This is a genomic window from Fulvivirga maritima, assembly GCF_021389955.1.
Taxonomy (GTDB): Bacteria; Bacteroidota; Bacteroidia; order Cytophagales; family Cyclobacteriaceae; genus Fulvivirga; species Fulvivirga maritima.
The window spans coordinates 3,397,083-3,413,274 of sequence record NZ_CP089980.1; the positions used below are offsets into that span (position 1 = coordinate 3,397,083).

At 37.5% G+C, this 16,192-nt stretch carries 16 protein-coding genes and 1 tRNA gene; 15 read left to right on the plus strand and 2 right to left on the minus strand.

Annotation, left to right across the window (positions count from 1 at the left end; genetic code table 11):
- The 12 genes from LVD15_RS14675 (at position 1) to LVD15_RS14730 (ending at position 9,960) form a co-directional block, all read left to right on the plus strand.
- Positions 1-1,110 (plus strand): glycosyltransferase, encoded by a 1,110-nt coding sequence (locus LVD15_RS14675; protein ID WP_233775980.1) that lies wholly within the window; start codon positions 1-3, stop codon positions 1,108-1,110.
- A 64-nt stretch (positions 1,111-1,174) separates the two neighbouring features.
- A complete protein-coding gene (locus tag LVD15_RS14680; RefSeq protein WP_233775981.1) occupies positions 1,175-2,395 on the plus strand; it encodes a PP2C family protein-serine/threonine phosphatase in 1,221 nt (406 codons plus the stop codon).
- Between the two features lie 4 nt (positions 2,396-2,399).
- On the plus strand, positions 2,400-3,023 hold the full coding sequence (locus LVD15_RS14685) for a polysaccharide deacetylase family protein (RefSeq protein ID WP_233775982.1): 624 nt from the start codon (positions 2,400-2,402) through the stop codon (positions 3,021-3,023).
- Positions 3,020-4,114: a glycosyltransferase gene (locus tag LVD15_RS14690; RefSeq protein WP_233775983.1), complete on the plus strand. Its 1,095-nt coding sequence runs from the start codon at positions 3,020-3,022 to the stop codon at positions 4,112-4,114. Before LVD15_RS14685 ends, LVD15_RS14690 begins: the two co-directional genes overlap by 4 nt.
- A gap of 49 nt (positions 4,115-4,163) precedes the next feature.
- Complete coding sequence (locus LVD15_RS14695; RefSeq protein ID WP_233775984.1) at positions 4,164-4,934, plus strand: TatD family hydrolase; 771 nt, start codon at positions 4,164-4,166, stop codon at positions 4,932-4,934.
- Entirely contained in the window at positions 4,931-6,001 is a 1,071-nt protein-coding gene (locus LVD15_RS14700) for an asparaginase (RefSeq protein WP_233775985.1), read from the plus strand. Before LVD15_RS14695 ends, LVD15_RS14700 begins: the two co-directional genes overlap by 4 nt.
- 88 nt (positions 6,002-6,089) lie before the next feature.
- Positions 6,090-6,177: transfer RNA gene (locus LVD15_RS14705), tRNA-Ser, on the plus strand.
- A 92-nt stretch (positions 6,178-6,269) separates the two neighbouring features.
- Positions 6,270-7,112, plus strand: a complete 843-nt coding sequence (locus tag LVD15_RS14710; protein ID WP_233775986.1) for a MotA/TolQ/ExbB proton channel family protein — start codon at positions 6,270-6,272, stop codon at positions 7,110-7,112.
- Between the two features lie 48 nt (positions 7,113-7,160).
- Positions 7,161-7,487: a hypothetical protein gene (locus tag LVD15_RS14715; protein WP_233775987.1), complete on the plus strand. Its 327-nt coding sequence runs from the start codon at positions 7,161-7,163 to the stop codon at positions 7,485-7,487.
- Positions 7,487-8,071 carry an ExbD/TolR family protein gene (locus LVD15_RS14720; RefSeq protein ID WP_233775988.1) on the plus strand — a complete coding sequence of 195 codons (585 nt, stop codon included), beginning with the start codon at positions 7,487-7,489 and terminating at the stop codon, positions 8,069-8,071. Before LVD15_RS14715 ends, LVD15_RS14720 begins: the two co-directional genes overlap by 1 nt.
- Before the next feature lie 11 nt (positions 8,072-8,082).
- Positions 8,083-8,544: an ExbD/TolR family protein gene (locus LVD15_RS14725; RefSeq protein ID WP_233775989.1), complete on the plus strand. Its 462-nt coding sequence runs from the start codon at positions 8,083-8,085 to the stop codon at positions 8,542-8,544.
- A 75-nt stretch (positions 8,545-8,619) separates the two neighbouring features.
- Positions 8,620-9,960, plus strand: a complete 1,341-nt coding sequence (locus tag LVD15_RS14730; protein WP_233775990.1) for an MFS transporter — start codon at positions 8,620-8,622, stop codon at positions 9,958-9,960.
- Here the strand turns inward: LVD15_RS14730 and LVD15_RS14735 are convergent.
- Positions 9,949-11,742, minus strand: a complete 1,794-nt coding sequence (locus LVD15_RS14735; RefSeq protein WP_233775991.1) for an SLC13 family permease — start codon at positions 11,740-11,742, stop codon at positions 9,949-9,951. The two genes, LVD15_RS14730 and LVD15_RS14735, sit on opposite strands and share 12 nt — an antisense overlap.
- Before the next feature lie 84 nt (positions 11,743-11,826).
- Here LVD15_RS14735 and LVD15_RS14740 point away from each other — a divergent pair, with 84 nt between their 5' ends.
- Positions 11,827-11,991, plus strand: a complete 165-nt coding sequence (locus tag LVD15_RS14740) for a type I restriction enzyme HsdR N-terminal domain-containing protein (protein ID WP_233775992.1) — start codon at positions 11,827-11,829, stop codon at positions 11,989-11,991.
- 25 nt (positions 11,992-12,016) lie between these two features.
- On the plus strand, positions 12,017-12,271 hold the full coding sequence (locus LVD15_RS14745; protein WP_233775993.1) for a type I restriction enzyme HsdR N-terminal domain-containing protein: 255 nt from the start codon (positions 12,017-12,019) through the stop codon (positions 12,269-12,271).
- Between the two features lie 72 nt (positions 12,272-12,343).
- Here the strand turns inward: LVD15_RS14745 and ald are convergent, their stop codons facing one another.
- Entirely contained in the window at positions 12,344-13,459 is a 1,116-nt protein-coding gene (ald, locus tag LVD15_RS14750) for an alanine dehydrogenase (protein WP_233775994.1), read from the minus strand.
- Positions 13,460-13,772: 313 nt separating this feature from the next.
- Here ald and LVD15_RS14755 point away from each other — a divergent pair, with 313 nt between their 5' ends.
- Positions 13,773-16,178: an alpha-ketoacid dehydrogenase subunit alpha/beta gene (locus LVD15_RS14755; protein WP_233775995.1), complete on the plus strand. Its 2,406-nt coding sequence runs from the start codon at positions 13,773-13,775 to the stop codon at positions 16,176-16,178.
- Positions 16,179-16,192: the final 14 nt, after the last annotated feature.

Genomic DNA, 16,192 nt, shown 5'->3' on the forward strand with positions numbered 1-16,192 from the left:
ATGTTAGTAATAGGAGGTATAATTATTTTTTATAGTTTGTTATTGCTAATCCTTCTGGTGGCTTGGAATAGCATAAAAATAAATCATCAGAATGTAGACCAGCCATTAATTGGTTTTAGTGTTATTGTACCATTTAGAAATGAAGAAAATCGACTAGAAGGTCTTCTGAATTCTATTAAAAACCTTAACTATGACAATGATAGTTATGAAATTATTTTTATCAACGATCATTCTACAGATAGTTCGGTATCTATAATTGAGAATTTTGCCAAAAGCCATTCTAAGAAGATCAATATCTATCATTTAGATGCTGATCGAGGTAAAAAGGCCGCTATAAAGCTAGGGATCAGTCAATCTTCCTTTGATCATATAATTACTACCGATGCTGATTGTAGCTTCTCAGCAGGATGGCTACAGAGTTATTCTAATCAATATGCAGGCACTGCCAATGTTCTAGTATTCGGGCCTGTTACATTTTATAATGAAAGCACCCTTTTTGAAAAACTTCAGACAATAGAATTTGCTAGCCTTATAGGTACAGGAGCAGCCAGCTTACAGCTGAAAAAACCTAACATGTGTAATGGAGCCAATTTTAGTTTTAAAAAGGAAGCCTTTTATCAGGTAGGAGGGTATGAGGGAAATGAGGAGCTGGCCAGTGGAGATGATGAATTTTTAATGCATAAAATCTATGGCTTTTATAAAGGAAAAGTTTCTTTTAACAAAGACAATGATGCCATAGTAAAAACGTTACCATTACGGAGTTGGAGGGCGTTTTATTATCAAAGGAAAAGGTGGGCGAGCAAGTGGAAGAAATATACCCGTTTTTCTACCATAGTTACTGCACTTTTTGTAGCCTTAGCTAATCTTGCAGTAGTGATGGCGGCAGTATTGGTGATGATAAATTTTAGTGTTTATAGTTGGTTAGTAGTTCCTTTATTTTTAAAGGTTTTCATAGAAGCATTATTCATAGGTAGGGTAATGCGTTTTTTGAAAAAGCCTTTCAATTTGTTCCATTTCATGGTTTTGGAATTATCTTATCCTGTCTATGCACTATTTTTCGGAATAGCTGCTAACTTTGGCACTTATATCTGGAAGGATAGAAGGCACTGACCTCAATTCTCTTTTATTCCCGAATTTACTATCTTGTGAACGGAGGGCGAAGGCAGATAACTATATGGAGACACTATCTTTACAAAATAAATATAATCTAAAGGAGCTGGAGCTTAATGCTCTGTTGGAAATCACCCAGGCAATTAATAATAACCTTCCAGAGAGGTCATTATATAAAATCTATGACTTTACTTTAAGAGCCAATCTCAACATAAGAAGGTTAGCACTTTATGTTCTGGATGAGGAATGGGGCTGCAAGGTAAGCTACGGCACCTCTGAAGAATGTTTTGACACCCCGCTGCCAGAAGAGTTTTTGGAGTTAAACGCGGTAAGTGCCATTGTAAGAGGTAGAGATGATATATTTAGCGAGTTTGAATATATAGTGCCTGTATCTCACAAATCAGCTGTTTTGGCTTTGGTTTTTGTAGGAGATATAGAGGAAGATGATGAAGAAATGAATAAAAGCAGCATGCGTTTTATTCAGGCTTTAAGTAACATCATTATAGTGGCTATTGAAAATAAGAAGCTGGCTCGCCATCAATTAGAGCAAGAGGCTTTAAGAAAGGAGCTCGAAATTGCCAGTGATGTGCAGCAATTCCTTTTTCCTGAAAAGTTACCGTATGGCATCAGGCTTAAGGTAGAAGCTAGCTATTTACCTCATGATAGGGTAGGCGGAGATTACTACGATTATATTCCTATTAACAAGAATCAATTTCTTATTTGTATTGCTGATGTTTCTGGCAAAGGAATTCCTGCTGCCTTGATGATGTCTAATTTCCAGGCTTCTTTACATACCTTAATTCGGCAAACGGGAAATTTACGAGAGATTGTAAATGAACTGAACTATCATGTATTAGAAAATGCCAAAGGAGAGAAATTTATCACCTTTTTTGCGGCCATTTATGATCATACTTTAAAGACACTGATTTATGTTAATTCAGGTCATAACCCGCCGCTTCTGGTAGATAAAAAGGGGAATATTCAGCTGCTGGAAGATGGATCTACCGTGCTGGGAGCCATGCATCCTTTACCTTTTCTTAATGAAGGTTTTATTACTGATTTGGATCAGTTTCTGCTATTTTGCTATACTGATGGAGTAACAGAGACCGAGAGTGAAGCAGGAGAGGAGTTTGGCGTGGAGCGGTTGATGGATTATTTTAAACAACATGGTAACAGAGATTTAAAGCGAATTCATCAGGATATTATTATTGACCTGGATAACTTTAAAGGCAGGAACGGATATAGAGATGATATCACTATGCTGTCTTGTCGAATAGAACCTTGAACATATGTTTTTGCATAAAACACCTTTGGCGCTTAAGTGGATATATCCACAACTAACCTGGTCTATCCCGTCAAAAGAAAAGGTACTTTATCTAACTTTTGATGATGGCCCCATCCCACACTTAACAGAGTTTATCATCAATACCTTGGCCGAGTTTAATGCTAAAGCCACTTTCTTTTGTGTAGGAGATAATATCAGAAAACATCCTGAAATAGCTCAGCAGTCAATCGAAGCAGGTCATACCCTGGGAAATCATACTTTTAACCACCTCAATGGCTGGAAAAATGATTCTAACATCTACATTCAAAATGTAGAAAAGTGTCAGGAGCAGCTAAAAAGTATGAAGGTCACTTCTCATTTTTTAAGGCCGCCGTATGGAAGAATCGCTAGAAATCAGATTGCTAAGCTAAAGAATCAATATAAAATCATCATGTGGGATGTGCTTAGTGGTGATTTTAGCCATAAAATATCTCCCGAAGATTGTCTCAAAAAAAGTGTACAGTCCACAAGAAAGGGCTCAATAGTGCTTTTTCATGATAATGTTAAGGCTGAAAGAAATATGAAATATACACTACCGAGGTACTTAGAGCACTTTTCAAAAGAAGGATACGTGTTTAAAGGTTTATGACGCTGGTTATTATCGCTCTATTTGTAATTATTGGAGCCGTCTTATGTATTGATTTTCTGCTGATTGTTTTATGGAAATCCGAAAGGCACCTGATTAAAACATCGGTAGCCGAAAACAAACCCAAAGTATCAATACTGGTAGCAGCTAGAAATGAACAGGCTACTATAGAAAGGTGTATCCATGCCTTATTAAAGTTAAATTATCCGGTTACACATCTTGAAATATTAGTTGGTAACGATCATTCTACAGATCAAACGTTGCAACTCGCTCAGGCTTTTGCTGATCAATATAATCACATTTCAGTAGTTGATATTCAAGAAAACATGGGGCAAGCCAGAGGTAAATCTAATGTGTTAGCGCATTTGTCTAGGCGAGCTACAGGAGATTATCTTTTCATAACCGATGCCGATGTTGCTGTGCCTCCTGCATGGATAGAAGGCATGCTTCAAGGGTTTTTAAATAACAATGTTGCCATAGTCACCGGTGTTACTGGTATTCAAAACTCTTTTTATCAGGATACTGACTGGGTGTTTGCACTGGGTATGGTAAAAGTCATTACGGACTTAGGGCACCCTGTCACGTGTATGGGTAATAACATGGCTATTTCCAGAGATGCATACCACGCAGTAGGAGGTTATGAAAATATACCTTTTAGTATTACCGAAGATTTTGAATTATTTAAGCAAGTAAGAAAGCTTAAATATAATGTAGTACAGCTTTATCAGCCAGAAGTGTTGGCCTTATCATTACCGGCAGCAGATGTTAATCAGATTTTAAATCAGCGGAAGCGATGGATGAAAGGAGCAGTACAGCTGCCATTGCCTATTGTAAGTCTATTGGCATTTCAGGCTATTTATTATCCGGCTATTGTATTAATGCTGTTGCTGATGCCGCTGTATGGAATATTTTTGGTTTTGGTTAAAATATTTCTTCAGTCTTATTTTATCAGGAAAGCACAAATTAGTCTTGATAGAAAACCTCTTAATTTAAAATTTATAAAATATGAAGCCTATTCTTTTTTGCTTTCCATGGCTTCATCAATTTTCTATTTGTTGCCCATAAAGACAGTTTGGAAAGGACGGAAATATTAACTTTGAAAACTGTGACTTTTTAAAACCTTATAAATTATAGAAATAGAATATGTCTGAATTTGTTGACAGTCATGCACATATATACTCAGATAAGTTTAAAAAGGACTTAACTGATGTAATGGAGAGAGCCTTTGAAGGGAACGTAACTAAAATGTACATGCCTAATATAGACCATGCTTCTATAGATGCTATGTTGGAGATGGAGAATAAGTACCCTGATAATTGCTTTGCTATGATGGGACTTCATCCTTGTTCGGTAGATCATAAATTTGAAAAGGAGCTTTATATTGTAGAAGAGTGGCTGGCAAAGAGAAAATTTTGTGCTATAGGAGAGATAGGTACAGACCTTTATTGGGATAAAGCGTATTGGGAACAGCAGAAAGAGGCCTTTAAAATACAGGTGGAATGGGCCAAAAAATATGAAACGCCTATAGTTATTCATTGTAGAGAATCAATTGATGAAACTATAGAATTAGTGAAAGAGCTGAAAGATGAAAGGTTGACAGGAGTTTTTCATTGCTTTGCAGGTTCTCTAGAGCAAGCTAAGCGTATTACTGATTTAGGCTTTTATATGGGCATAGGTGGAGTTTCTACCTTTAAAAATGGAGGAATGGATAAAACGCTTCCTGATATGAAATTAGATAATTTGCTTTTGGAAACGGACTGCCCTTACCTGGCACCGGTGCCGCACAGAGGAAAAAGGAATGAGCCTTCTTTTGTGCCATTAATAGCAGAAAGAGTGGCAGAGCTTATGGTGTGTGATGTAGAGCAAGTAGGAGAAGTAACTACAGCAAATGCCCTTAAATTATTTGGCGTATGAAAGAATACTCAAAAGTACATATTATCACTTCGGTAGTGAAGGAGCCGGAGTCTACTATATTAATAATATATACTGGAGGTACATTAGGCATGGTTCATGATAAAAATGGAGCCTTAGTGCCGTTTGACTTTAGTTCTATACTGGACCATGTGCCGTCATTAAGACATTTGGAGCTGAATTTAACAGTTATATCATTCGAAAACCCGATAGATTCATCAAATATAAACCCTGCTGACTGGCAGCTTATAGGTCAGATAATACATGATCATTATAATGAGTTTGATGGTTTTGTGGTACTTCATGGTACTGATACTATGTCCTTTACGGCATCTGCCTTGAGCTTTATGTTAGAGAACCTGAATAAACCGGTTGTATTTACGGGTGCTCAGCTTCCTATTTCATCCCTGAGATCAGATGCGCGTGAAAATTTAATTACCGCATTAGAAATAGCCTCTTCTAAAAAGGATGGAAAGCCGATAATATCAGAAGTTTGTATTTATTTTGACTATGTACTTTTACGCGCAAATAGGTCAAAAAAGGTTGAAAGTCTGCATTTTGATGCGTTTGAATCGGAAAATTACCCATTGCTTGCAGAGGCAGGCGTAGAAATTAACTATAATGAAGCGGTAATTATGCCTTTTCGTGGAGAAAAAGAAGTAATATTACACAATAAGTTTGATCCGCGGGTAGTTATACTAAAGTTATACCCGGGTATAAATTCAGATGTAGTAAAGGCGATAACCGGTATACCAGGATTGAGAGGAGTGGTAATGGAAACGTTTGGATCTGGTAATGCCCCTACATCAAGTTGGTTTATTGAATTATTGGAGGAAGCTATTAGCAGGGATATAGTCATTTTGAATGTATCTCAATGCCCGGGAGGGCGAGTAGTGCAAGGCAGATATGATACCAGCCAACAATTAGAGAGGATTGGTGTTATAGAAGGAGCTGATTTAACAGTGGAGGCCGCCATTACTAAGCTAATGTTAATATTGGGAGAGGAGCAGGATAAAGCGAATATCCGAAAAAGATTAATGGACCCAATAAGTGGGGAATTAACCCAATAGCAAAGATTATTAAATTTATTTTATGCTTGCATAAAGTGTTTTTTATTGATTTATTTGTGCTTCTGTGGAGCAAAAGGCTGTGCAAATTAGAGAGGTGACCGAGTGGTTGAAGGTGCTCGCCTGGAAAGTGAGTGTGCCCCAAAAGGGTACCGGGGGTTCGAATCCCTTCCTCTCTGCTATATTCTTTGAAACTTTTATCTAACTTTAAACTATAAATTGTAATCGTTAAACAATCTCTGCAAACTGAGAAATATTTAAAACTTGAATTATGAAAAAACTATTTACATTACTGGCGCTAGTGGGGGTTCTTACCCTTGGTTATCATGCTAAGGCTCAAGAAGAGTCTACTGACATGGATACATCGTCTACTACAGTTGACTCTGCTGCTGCTGAAGAACCTGCAGTTGAAGAAGAACCTGTAGAGGAAATAGAGCCTGTAGCAGAAGAAGTAGAGGAAGCTGCTGAAGACCAGTCTTTCCACCAAGTAATAAAAGATCAATTTATTCAAGGTGGTGTTGAGTGGATGACGCCAGTATTAATTTGTTTGATTTTAGGTTTAGCAATCGCTATCGAGCGAATCATTACGCTAAACATGGCTACTACTAATACTGATAAGCTTTTAGCTAACGTAGAAGATGCTTTAGCTTCTGGTGGTGTTGAAGCTGCTAAAGAAGTAACCAGAAATACAAGAGGCCCTGTGGCATCTATCTTTACTCAAGGATTAATGAGAATGTCAGAAGGTATCGAAATGGTTGAAAAATCAATTATCGCTTACGGTTCTGTAGAAATGGGACGATTAGAAAAAGGTCTAGTTTGGATCTCTCTTTTCATCGCTTTGGCTCCAATGCTTGGTTTCACAGGTACAGTAATTGGTATGATTGGTGCATTCGACTCTATCCAGGCTGCTGGTGATATCTCTCCTCAAATTGTTGCTCAAGGTATTAAAGTAGCGTTATTAACAACGGTTGCTGGTCTATTTGTTGGTATCATCCTGCAAGTATTCTATAACTACCTAGTTTCTAAAATTGATTCTTTGGTAAACCAAATGGAAGATGCTTCTATCACTTTGGTTGACTTACTAGTAAAGCATAAGCTTACTGGAAGAGCTTAATAGCTTAATTAGAGAATTAATTTTTAGGTACTTAACTAAAGAAATTTTATGGAAACTTTTGTAGATATTGCGCTTTGGGTGGCAATGGCAATGGTTGCAATAGCAGGAATAGCTGCTATAGTACTGCCTTTGATCAACTCATTCAGCAATCCTAAATCACTATTAAAAAGTGCGATAGGCGTAGTGGGAATAGCTGTGTTATTCCTTATTACTTGGTCTGTTGCTGGTAACGAGGTAACTAACCGCTATATAGAATTTGGCGTGAACGAATCAAGTTCTAAATTGGTTGGAGGAGTATTGCTACTCATGTACGTGTTATTTGGTATCGCGTGTGTAGGTATTGTTATTACAGAAATAAATAAAGCGCTTAAGTAATGGCTAAAAGACAAAGAGATGAGCCGCAAATCAATTCCAGTTCGATGGCAGACATTGCCTTCTTGCTGCTGATCTTCTTCTTGGTCACCACTACTATAGCCAATGACAGAGGACTTAGTCTTCAGCTTCCACCAAATCCTGATGATATTGTGGATGTTGATATTAAGATTCCGGAAAGAAATCTTTTTAAGATTTTGGTGAACTCCTCTGATAAATTATTGGTGGAAGGTGAGCCTTTAGAAGATGTGACTAAAATCAGAGAAATGATTAAGGAATTTGTTCTGAATAACGGACGAGATCCTAAAAGCTCTGATAGTCCTAAAGATGCAATTGTATCCTTCAAAACAGATAGAGGTACTAGCCAGGATATGTTCATTAGCGTGTTAGACCAGGTTCAGGCAGCATATTATGATATGTATGCTGAAAGAATTGGGGTAACCAATGAGCAGTGGAGAGAGATTGCAAATGATCTTTCTGATCCTGAAAATAAGAGATTATATGATAAAGGTAGAGGTTTGAAAAATGGTCAGTTGGAATTCCCAATGAACATTTCTATTGCTGAGCCTTCAAAAACATCAAACTAAGGAGGTAATTAATGTCAAAATTTAAGAAAAAAGCGAATACCAAACAGGAAATCCCTACTTCTGCTTTGCCTGATATTATCTTCATGCTCTTATTTTTCTTTATGGTTACAACCGTAATGAGAGAGGTTACAGTAAATGTAAAACAAAGAATACCTGAAGCTACTCAGTTGAGAAAACTTCAAAGGAAATCTTTAGTAAGCTACATTTACATTGGAGAGCCGAAAAAAGCTGGCGAATTTGGTACTGAACCAAAAATTCAAATCAACGATGCTTTTGCTGATCCTAAGGATATCATCCAGTGGGTAAATGAGCAAAAAGATGAGTTAGATGAGAACGAAAGAGATCAGTTAACCATCGCTATGAAGGTAGATGAAGAAGCTAAGAGAGGTTTGGTTTCGGATGTAGAGCTAGAATTACGTAGAGCTAACGCACGTAAGTTACTTTACACTACCATTCAGAGAACAGAAGATTAGATAAATAATCTATATAATATTAAAAGGGCTAATTGCTATATGCAGCTAGCCCTTTTTTAATTAATCAACCTAAATATGCAATTCAACAATCGTAAGATTATTAACGGTTGGTGTATGTATGACTGGGCCAATTCAGTCTATTCTTTAGTGATTACATCAGCTGTTTTTCCTATCTATTATAATTCAGTTACCAGTTCAGAAACAACAGGGGATATAGTTAATTTTCTAGGTTTCGATGTAGTTAACACTGTTCTTTATGCTTACTCTCTGTCATTTTCGTTTCTTTTTGTAGCGCTTATTTTACCCTTATTGTCCGGGATAGCTGATTATAGCGGCCAGAAGAAGCTCTTTATGAAAATATTCATGTATTGTGGGGCTACAGCCTGCTTAGGCCTATTCTTTTTTACAGGTAAAATGAATGTAGAGGTGGCTATATTTTGTTCGATGTTGGCAAGTATAGGGTATTCAGGGAGTTTAGTTTTTTATGACGCCTTTTTACCTGAAATAGCTTCTGAAGATCGTTTTGATAAGGTAAGTGCCAAAGGTTTTGCGCTTGGCTATATTGGTAGTGTCATCTTGCTGATTGTGAATTTAGTAATGATCCAATTTTATGACTCGTTTGGTTTTACTGACCAAGCCATGGCTACTAGAATAAGTTTTCTTACAGTGGGTGTGTGGTGGATTTTATTCTCTCAAATCACTTTTAAAAGATTGCCTGATAATGTCTATAGAAGAGAAGCTAAAGGAAATATTCTTACCGAAGGATATAAAGAACTTAGAACAGTATGGAGAAGTTTAGGAGGGCAGTATTCATTGAAGCGCTTTTTGTGGGCTTTTTTGTTTTATAACATGGGTGTGCAAACAGTAATGTACTTAGCGGCTACTTTTGGCTCTAAAGAATTACAGTTACCATCAGATCAGTTAATAATTACTGTACTGATCATTCAATTAGTAGCTATTGGTGGAGCATATTTATTTGCCCACATAAGTAAAATAAAAGGAAATCGATTTTCATTGCTTGTTATGGTGGCTATATGGGTGCTGATATGCGTAGGAGCATATTTTGTTTATACTGCCACACAATTCTTTATTCTTGCCTTTGTAGTGGGATTAGTGATGGGGGGCATTCAGTCCTTATCTAGGTCTACCTACGCTAAGCTCATTCCTACTAATAGCATAGATCATGCTTCTTATTTTAGTTTTTATGACGTTACATTTAACATTTCCATAGTAATAGGTACCATGGCTTATGGCTTAATAGAACAGCTAACAGGAAGTATGCGTAATAGCACATTAGCCTTGATGATATTCTTTTTAGTAGGTATAGTATTGCTTGCTATGGTAAAAATACCAACTAAGAAGTCTAATATTAAAAAAGCAGAGAGTGTTTTGGATGAACCTGAACTATCCAATTAATATGTCTTTATAAAGTAGTATTATTATTGATAATGCTATTCCTAAATAAAGTACAGTAGTAGGCAAGCCAATTTTCAAGAAATCCTTGAAATTATAACCTCCGGGGCCGTAAATGATGAGGTTGGTTTGGTAGCCAACAGGGGTTAGAAATGCTGCAGAGGCGGCAAAAGCCAAGGCCAGATAGAAAGGCTCTCCACTTATACCAAGATCTGCGCTTATAGCCAGAGTCAGCGGGAATGCAATAGATACCGCACCAACGTTGGTAATGAAGGAGGTGAGTAATGTGGTGATGAGCATAATGCCAACCATCAAGGCAATGGGACCATAGGGTTCGAGTAGAGTGATTACGTATTTGGCAACAAATTGCCCCGTACCAGTATTAATGATAGCCTCTCCTAATGCCAGTGATAGTACTAATATAGAGACCAGGTTAACATCTAGGTCACGTTTAATATTTTTCATTGAAATAAGACCCATACCAATCATTACTGTGAAGATAATCAGTAGTGACACAAACAAGGAGAAGGCTCTGCTTATAGCAAGGCCGGCCACCAGGGTGAGTAGTATGATGATCTTGTAGTTTTGCTTTTGATCGGTGCCAATTTCCTTGTTCTCGCCGGTAATTACATAGAGGTCTTTGTATAAATCAACTCTGTCATTAAACTCAGATCCTACGTACATGAGTAGTACATCACCAGCTTTAATAGACATACGGCCTATTTTTCCGCTTAGTTTTTCACCATTTCTGTGCACAGCTATTACGGCTGCATCATATCGTTCTCTAAAATTAGATGATTTTATAGTTTTCCCTATCAGGCTGCTATTAGCACTTACAACTCCTTCTACCACCCTCACTTTACCATTGCTTTGAGGAGAAAGCTTTTCAGGGAGGTGAACGCCAATGTCTGTGAGTGTTAGGTCTACTATGTTATCTGTATTACCTGCAAATATTAAAACATCATTAGATTGTATGACCTCTTTTGGACTTACAGGCGAAATGAGCTTTTCTCCACGGACTATTTCCACCAAATAAACACCATTAAGGTTTCTGAGCCCTCCTTCTGAGATACTCTTTCCAATTAAAGGACTGTTTTCTGATAGCCGCTTTTCTATTAAATATTGCCTTTTATTAGATTCGAATTTCTCAATAAAGTCTTTATGGTTAGGGAGTAGCTTCTTGCTAAATAGTGCCAAAAAAGCAATGCAGCATACGGCTACAATGGAACCGATAATAAATAATGAATTGGTGTTTAAACCTTCTACCCCGTGCTCTACTAAGAAACCATTTAGTACTAAAGTAGTGGATGTGCCTATTACGGTGATCATACCACCAATTATGGTAGAGTATGATAGTGGAATCAAAAGCTTTGAGGGAGATATGCCTCGTTGTTTACCCCAGTTAAAAACATAAGGCGTAAGTAAAACTACTACAGGTGTATTATTTACGAATGAAGAAAGTACAGCAACTTTACTCATCATAGAGAAAAGAAAGCCTCTGTAGGTCTTTGCTCGTCCAAAAACCTTGTTTAAAAATATTTCGACATTAAAATTACTCCGAACGCCAGCGGTGATAAGTATGAGGAGCACTACACTTGCTATGGATTGGTTAGAGAAACCATCTAGAACCTGTGAAGGGGTGATAATGCCAAATATGATGAAAATGATAATGGCAAATAGAAAACTAACCGAAGGCTTTACCAATTCCAGGTAAATGCTTATGAAAAGTAATAATATTACGGCTATTACAAAATAGGGTTGGAAGGCTTCGGGAATAAGGTTCATAGTTCTCTCTAAGTTAAATCAGATTTTTCACTCTATTCATGCTTTTTCATTCAATGTAAAAATTGATTTAACTAATTTTGACCGATGGTTGATTTAAATCTCCCCAAAATTGATTTTAATATCAGAAAAAACGAGGGGAAAGTTGAAATTTTTGATATCGTAAGGAAAAAATATGTCGCTTTAACTCCTGAAGAATGGGTGCGCCAACATTTTGTTCATTTTTTAGTGAACGAAAAGGGGGTATTCTAAGGCGTTAATTAGAGTAGAGTCTGGATTGAAATATAATCAAAGACAGAAGCGCTCAGATATTCTGGTTCATGACAACAATGCTAAACCCTATTTGATAGTAGAGTGTAAGTCATTTGATGTTAAAATCACTCAGGCCGGCTTTGATCAGGTGGCGGTTTATAGTAAAAAATTAGATGTAGAGTATCTGGTAGTAACTAATGGAATTAATCACTTTTGCTGCAAGCTAAATCCTGAAACTAATAAAATGGAATTTGTTGATGATGTGCCTTATTGCAGTTAACCAGTAAATCTATTAAAATAAAACAGGCTGCCTCAATTAAGAAACAGCCTGTTTTGGAAAGGGTATTGTTGTTTAGTTAAGGAAGTTTTCTACGCTTGTATATTCAAGATTAAAAGCTTCTCCTACCGCTTTGTACACGATTTCTCCATTGATAATGTTCAATCCTAACTTAAGCTCTTCATTCTCTTTGCAAGCTTTTTGCCATCCTTTATTGGCTAGCTGAAGTGCATAAGGTAAAGTGGCGTTAGTTAGTGCCAAGGTAGAAGTATAAGGTACAGCTCCAGGCATATTGGCTACACAGTAATGTAGTACATCATCTATCACATAAGTAGGATCTTGGTGAGTAGTAGGTTTACAAGTTTCTATACATCCACCTTGGTCCACAGCTACGTCTACCAATACCGTACCTGGTCTCATGTCTTTAAGCATGTCTTTAGTGATCAGGTGAGGAGCTTTGGCTCCTGGTATAAGTACTGCGCCTACTATTAAGTCATGTGTGCCAATTAATTCTCTGATGTTATACTCATTAGACATGAATGTATTCACATTAGCCGGCATCACATCATCCAGGTATCTTAATCTTGGTAAGTTGATGTCCATAATGGTAACATCGGCACCCATACCAGCAGCTATTTTAGCAGCATTAGTTCCTACTACACCGCCACCAAGTACTAATACTTTGGCAGGTCTTACTCCAGGTACGCCGCCTAAAAGAATTCCACGTCCTTTAAGTGGTTTTTCCAGGTATTTAGCACCTTCTTGGATAGCCATTCTACCCGCAACTTCAGACATAGGTACCAATAAAGGTAAACTTCTGTCTGGTTTTTCTACTGTTTCATAAGCCAGACAAATGGCCTTGCTTTCAATCATAGCCTTGGTTAAAGGCTCATATGATGCAAAATGGAAATAGGTGAAAACCAATTGATTCTCTTTAATCAATTTATATTCAGGCTCAATAGGCTCTTTTACCTTCATGATCATCTCTGCGATCTCATACACCTCTTCAATAGTAGGTAAAATTGAAGCACCAGCTGTTTCGTATTCAGCATCTTCAAAACCACTACCTAAACCAGCAGTAGACTGTACATATACAGTGTGCCCTGCTTTTAATAATTCTTGGGCGCCAGCCGGCGTAAGCGCTACGCGGTTTTCGTTGTTTTTAATCTCTTTTGGAACACCTATTATCATTTCAATAAACAGTTTAATAAGGGGTACAAATATATTAATTAAGCTTACATAATTGGGCTCTTTAATTATTATTTATGCACCAATTATATGATAAAAATCAACACTAAAATAATATTTCATTTAAATCACATCTTTCAAAATAATATTTCATAAAAATGATTTATTCTTAATTAATTACTGTTTTATTAAAGGATGTTAACTGTTTAAGGAATTTCGTTTCGAAATTGCTAATTTGAAAGCTTCTGTTTTTTCGTTATTTTTGTTATCCTCTCGAATAAATGTGTAGATACGCAAAACCTTAAAATTAAGTGATTTGAGCACAACTAATATCATAAAAGAAAGTACTAAAGAGAAAACTGAGATTCTTTCAGATTATCGTTTGGCCTGCGAGAGCAGAGAAGCCAGCTTACTGGGAAGAAAAGAGGTTTTTATGGGGAAAGCTAAGTTTGGTATTTTTGGTGATGGGAAAGAAATCGCTCAGATAGCCATGGCAAAGGCTTTCGAAAAAGGTGACTTTCGTTCCGGATATTACCGTGACCAGACTTTTATGTTGGCTATAGGTGAGCTTACTCTAGAACAATATTTTGCTCAACTATATGCACATACTGATGTTGAGGCTGATCCAGCCTCGGCAGGGAGACTTATGAACGGGCATTTTGCCACCCGCATGTTAGATGACAATGGCGAACTGAAGGCACTAAGTAAGCTGAAGAATAGTAGTGCGGATATTTCACCCACGGCAGCACAAATGCCCAGGTTGGTCGGCCTAGCTTATGCGTCTAAACTGTTTAGGGAAAATAATCAACTCCATCAGTTTAAGGATTTATCAGTAAGTGGGAATGAGGTGGCCTTTGGTACAATAGGTAATGCTTCTACTTCTGAAGGTATATTTTATGAATCGATAAATGCCGCTGGAGTTTTACAAATTCCTATGCTGGTAGCAGTTTGGGATGATGAATACGGTATCTCCGTGCCGCAAGAATATCATACTACTAAAAGTAGTATCTCGGAGGCTCTTAAAGGTTTCCAAAGAGAAGAGGGGACCAATGGATATGAAATATTCATTACTAAAGGCTGGGACTACGAAGATTTAATAGACACTTTTAAAAAAGCAGCTAAACTATCCAGAGAAGAACATGTGCCCACACTAGTACATGTGAAGGAAGTAACTCAACCTCAGGGACACTCCACATCTGGTTCTCACGAAAGGTATAAGTCTAAAGAAAGACTGGAGTGGGAACGTGAGCATGACTGTATAGTTAAGATGCGTGAGTGGATGATTACTACAGATCTGGCTACGGCAGAAGAGTTAGATGAAATAGAGAAGGAGGCCAAGCAGTTTGCTAAAAATGCCAAGAATGCGGCATGGAAGGCGTTTAACGCATCCATCAAGCAAGATGAAAAAGAAGCATTAGAGCTCCTGTCTCAGGCAGTGCATGAAAGTGCTTATAAAGATGTGCTACAAGGTCTTAGGAATAATCTGAAGAATGCTCTAAATCCTATCAGGTTAGATAGTGTCAAGGCTGTAAAAAAAGCGCTTCGTGTAATTAGGAAGGAAAATATTCCTGCAAGGAAAAAGCTTCAGGAGTGGGTGAAAAGAGTGGCTAAAGATAATTTTGATAATTATAGCTCTCATTTGCATAGTCAGTCAGCACTGGCAGCCTTAAATGTAAAGGAAATAAAGCCAGAATATACTGATGATAGCGCATTAGTAGATGGGAGAGAGGTACTTCAGTCATGCTTTGATCATGCTTTAGCAAGAGATCCTAAGGTGCTTGCTTTCGGTGAAGATGTAGGTAAGATAGGAGATGTGAACCAGGCTTTTGCTGGTTTGCAGGAAAAGTATGGAGAGCTGAGAGTAGGAGATACTGGTATTAGAGAGACTACAATAATAGGTCAGGGTATTGGTGCTGCTCTTAGAGGTTTGAGACCAATAGCTGAAATACAGTACTTGGATTATCTTCTATATGCGATTCAAACGCTTTCTGATGATTTAGCTACTTTGCAATATAGAACCAGGGGTGGTCAAAAAGCTCCTTTGATTGTTCGTACCAGAGGACACAGGCTGGAAGGCGTATGGCATGCAGGTTCACCTATGGGTATGATCTTGCATAGCTTAAGAGGTATGTATGTTTTGGTTCCTAGAAACATGACTCAGGCAGCTGGCTTCTATAATACGTTATTACAGTCAGATGATACTGCCATTATTATTGAATGCCTCAACGGGTATCGATTAAAGGAAAGAATTCCTGAAAATATTGGTGAGTTTACGGTGCCTCTTGGTCAACCGGAAACTATTAGAGAAGGTGAAGATATTACCATAGTTACTTATGGCTCTATGTGCAGAATAGTGATGGAAGCCGCAGAGCAATTAAAAGAATATGATATATCTTGTGAGGTGATAGATGTGCAGACACTCTTGCCTTTTGATGTTAATCACACTATAGTAGAATCTTTGAGGAAGACTAATAGGGTAATATTTGCAGATGAAGATGTACCAGGTGGAGCCAGCGCATTTATGATGCAAAAGGTTTTGGAAGAGCAAAATGGATATGCTTATCTTGATTCGAAGCCAGTAACTATTACCTCTAAAGAGCATAGACCGGCTTATGCTTCTGATGGAGATTATTTTTCTAAGCCAAATACAGAAGATATTTTTGATAGAGCCTATGAGATAATGGCCGAGGTAAACCCTCAGAAATATCCAGATCTGTACTAAGACAGATTTACAAG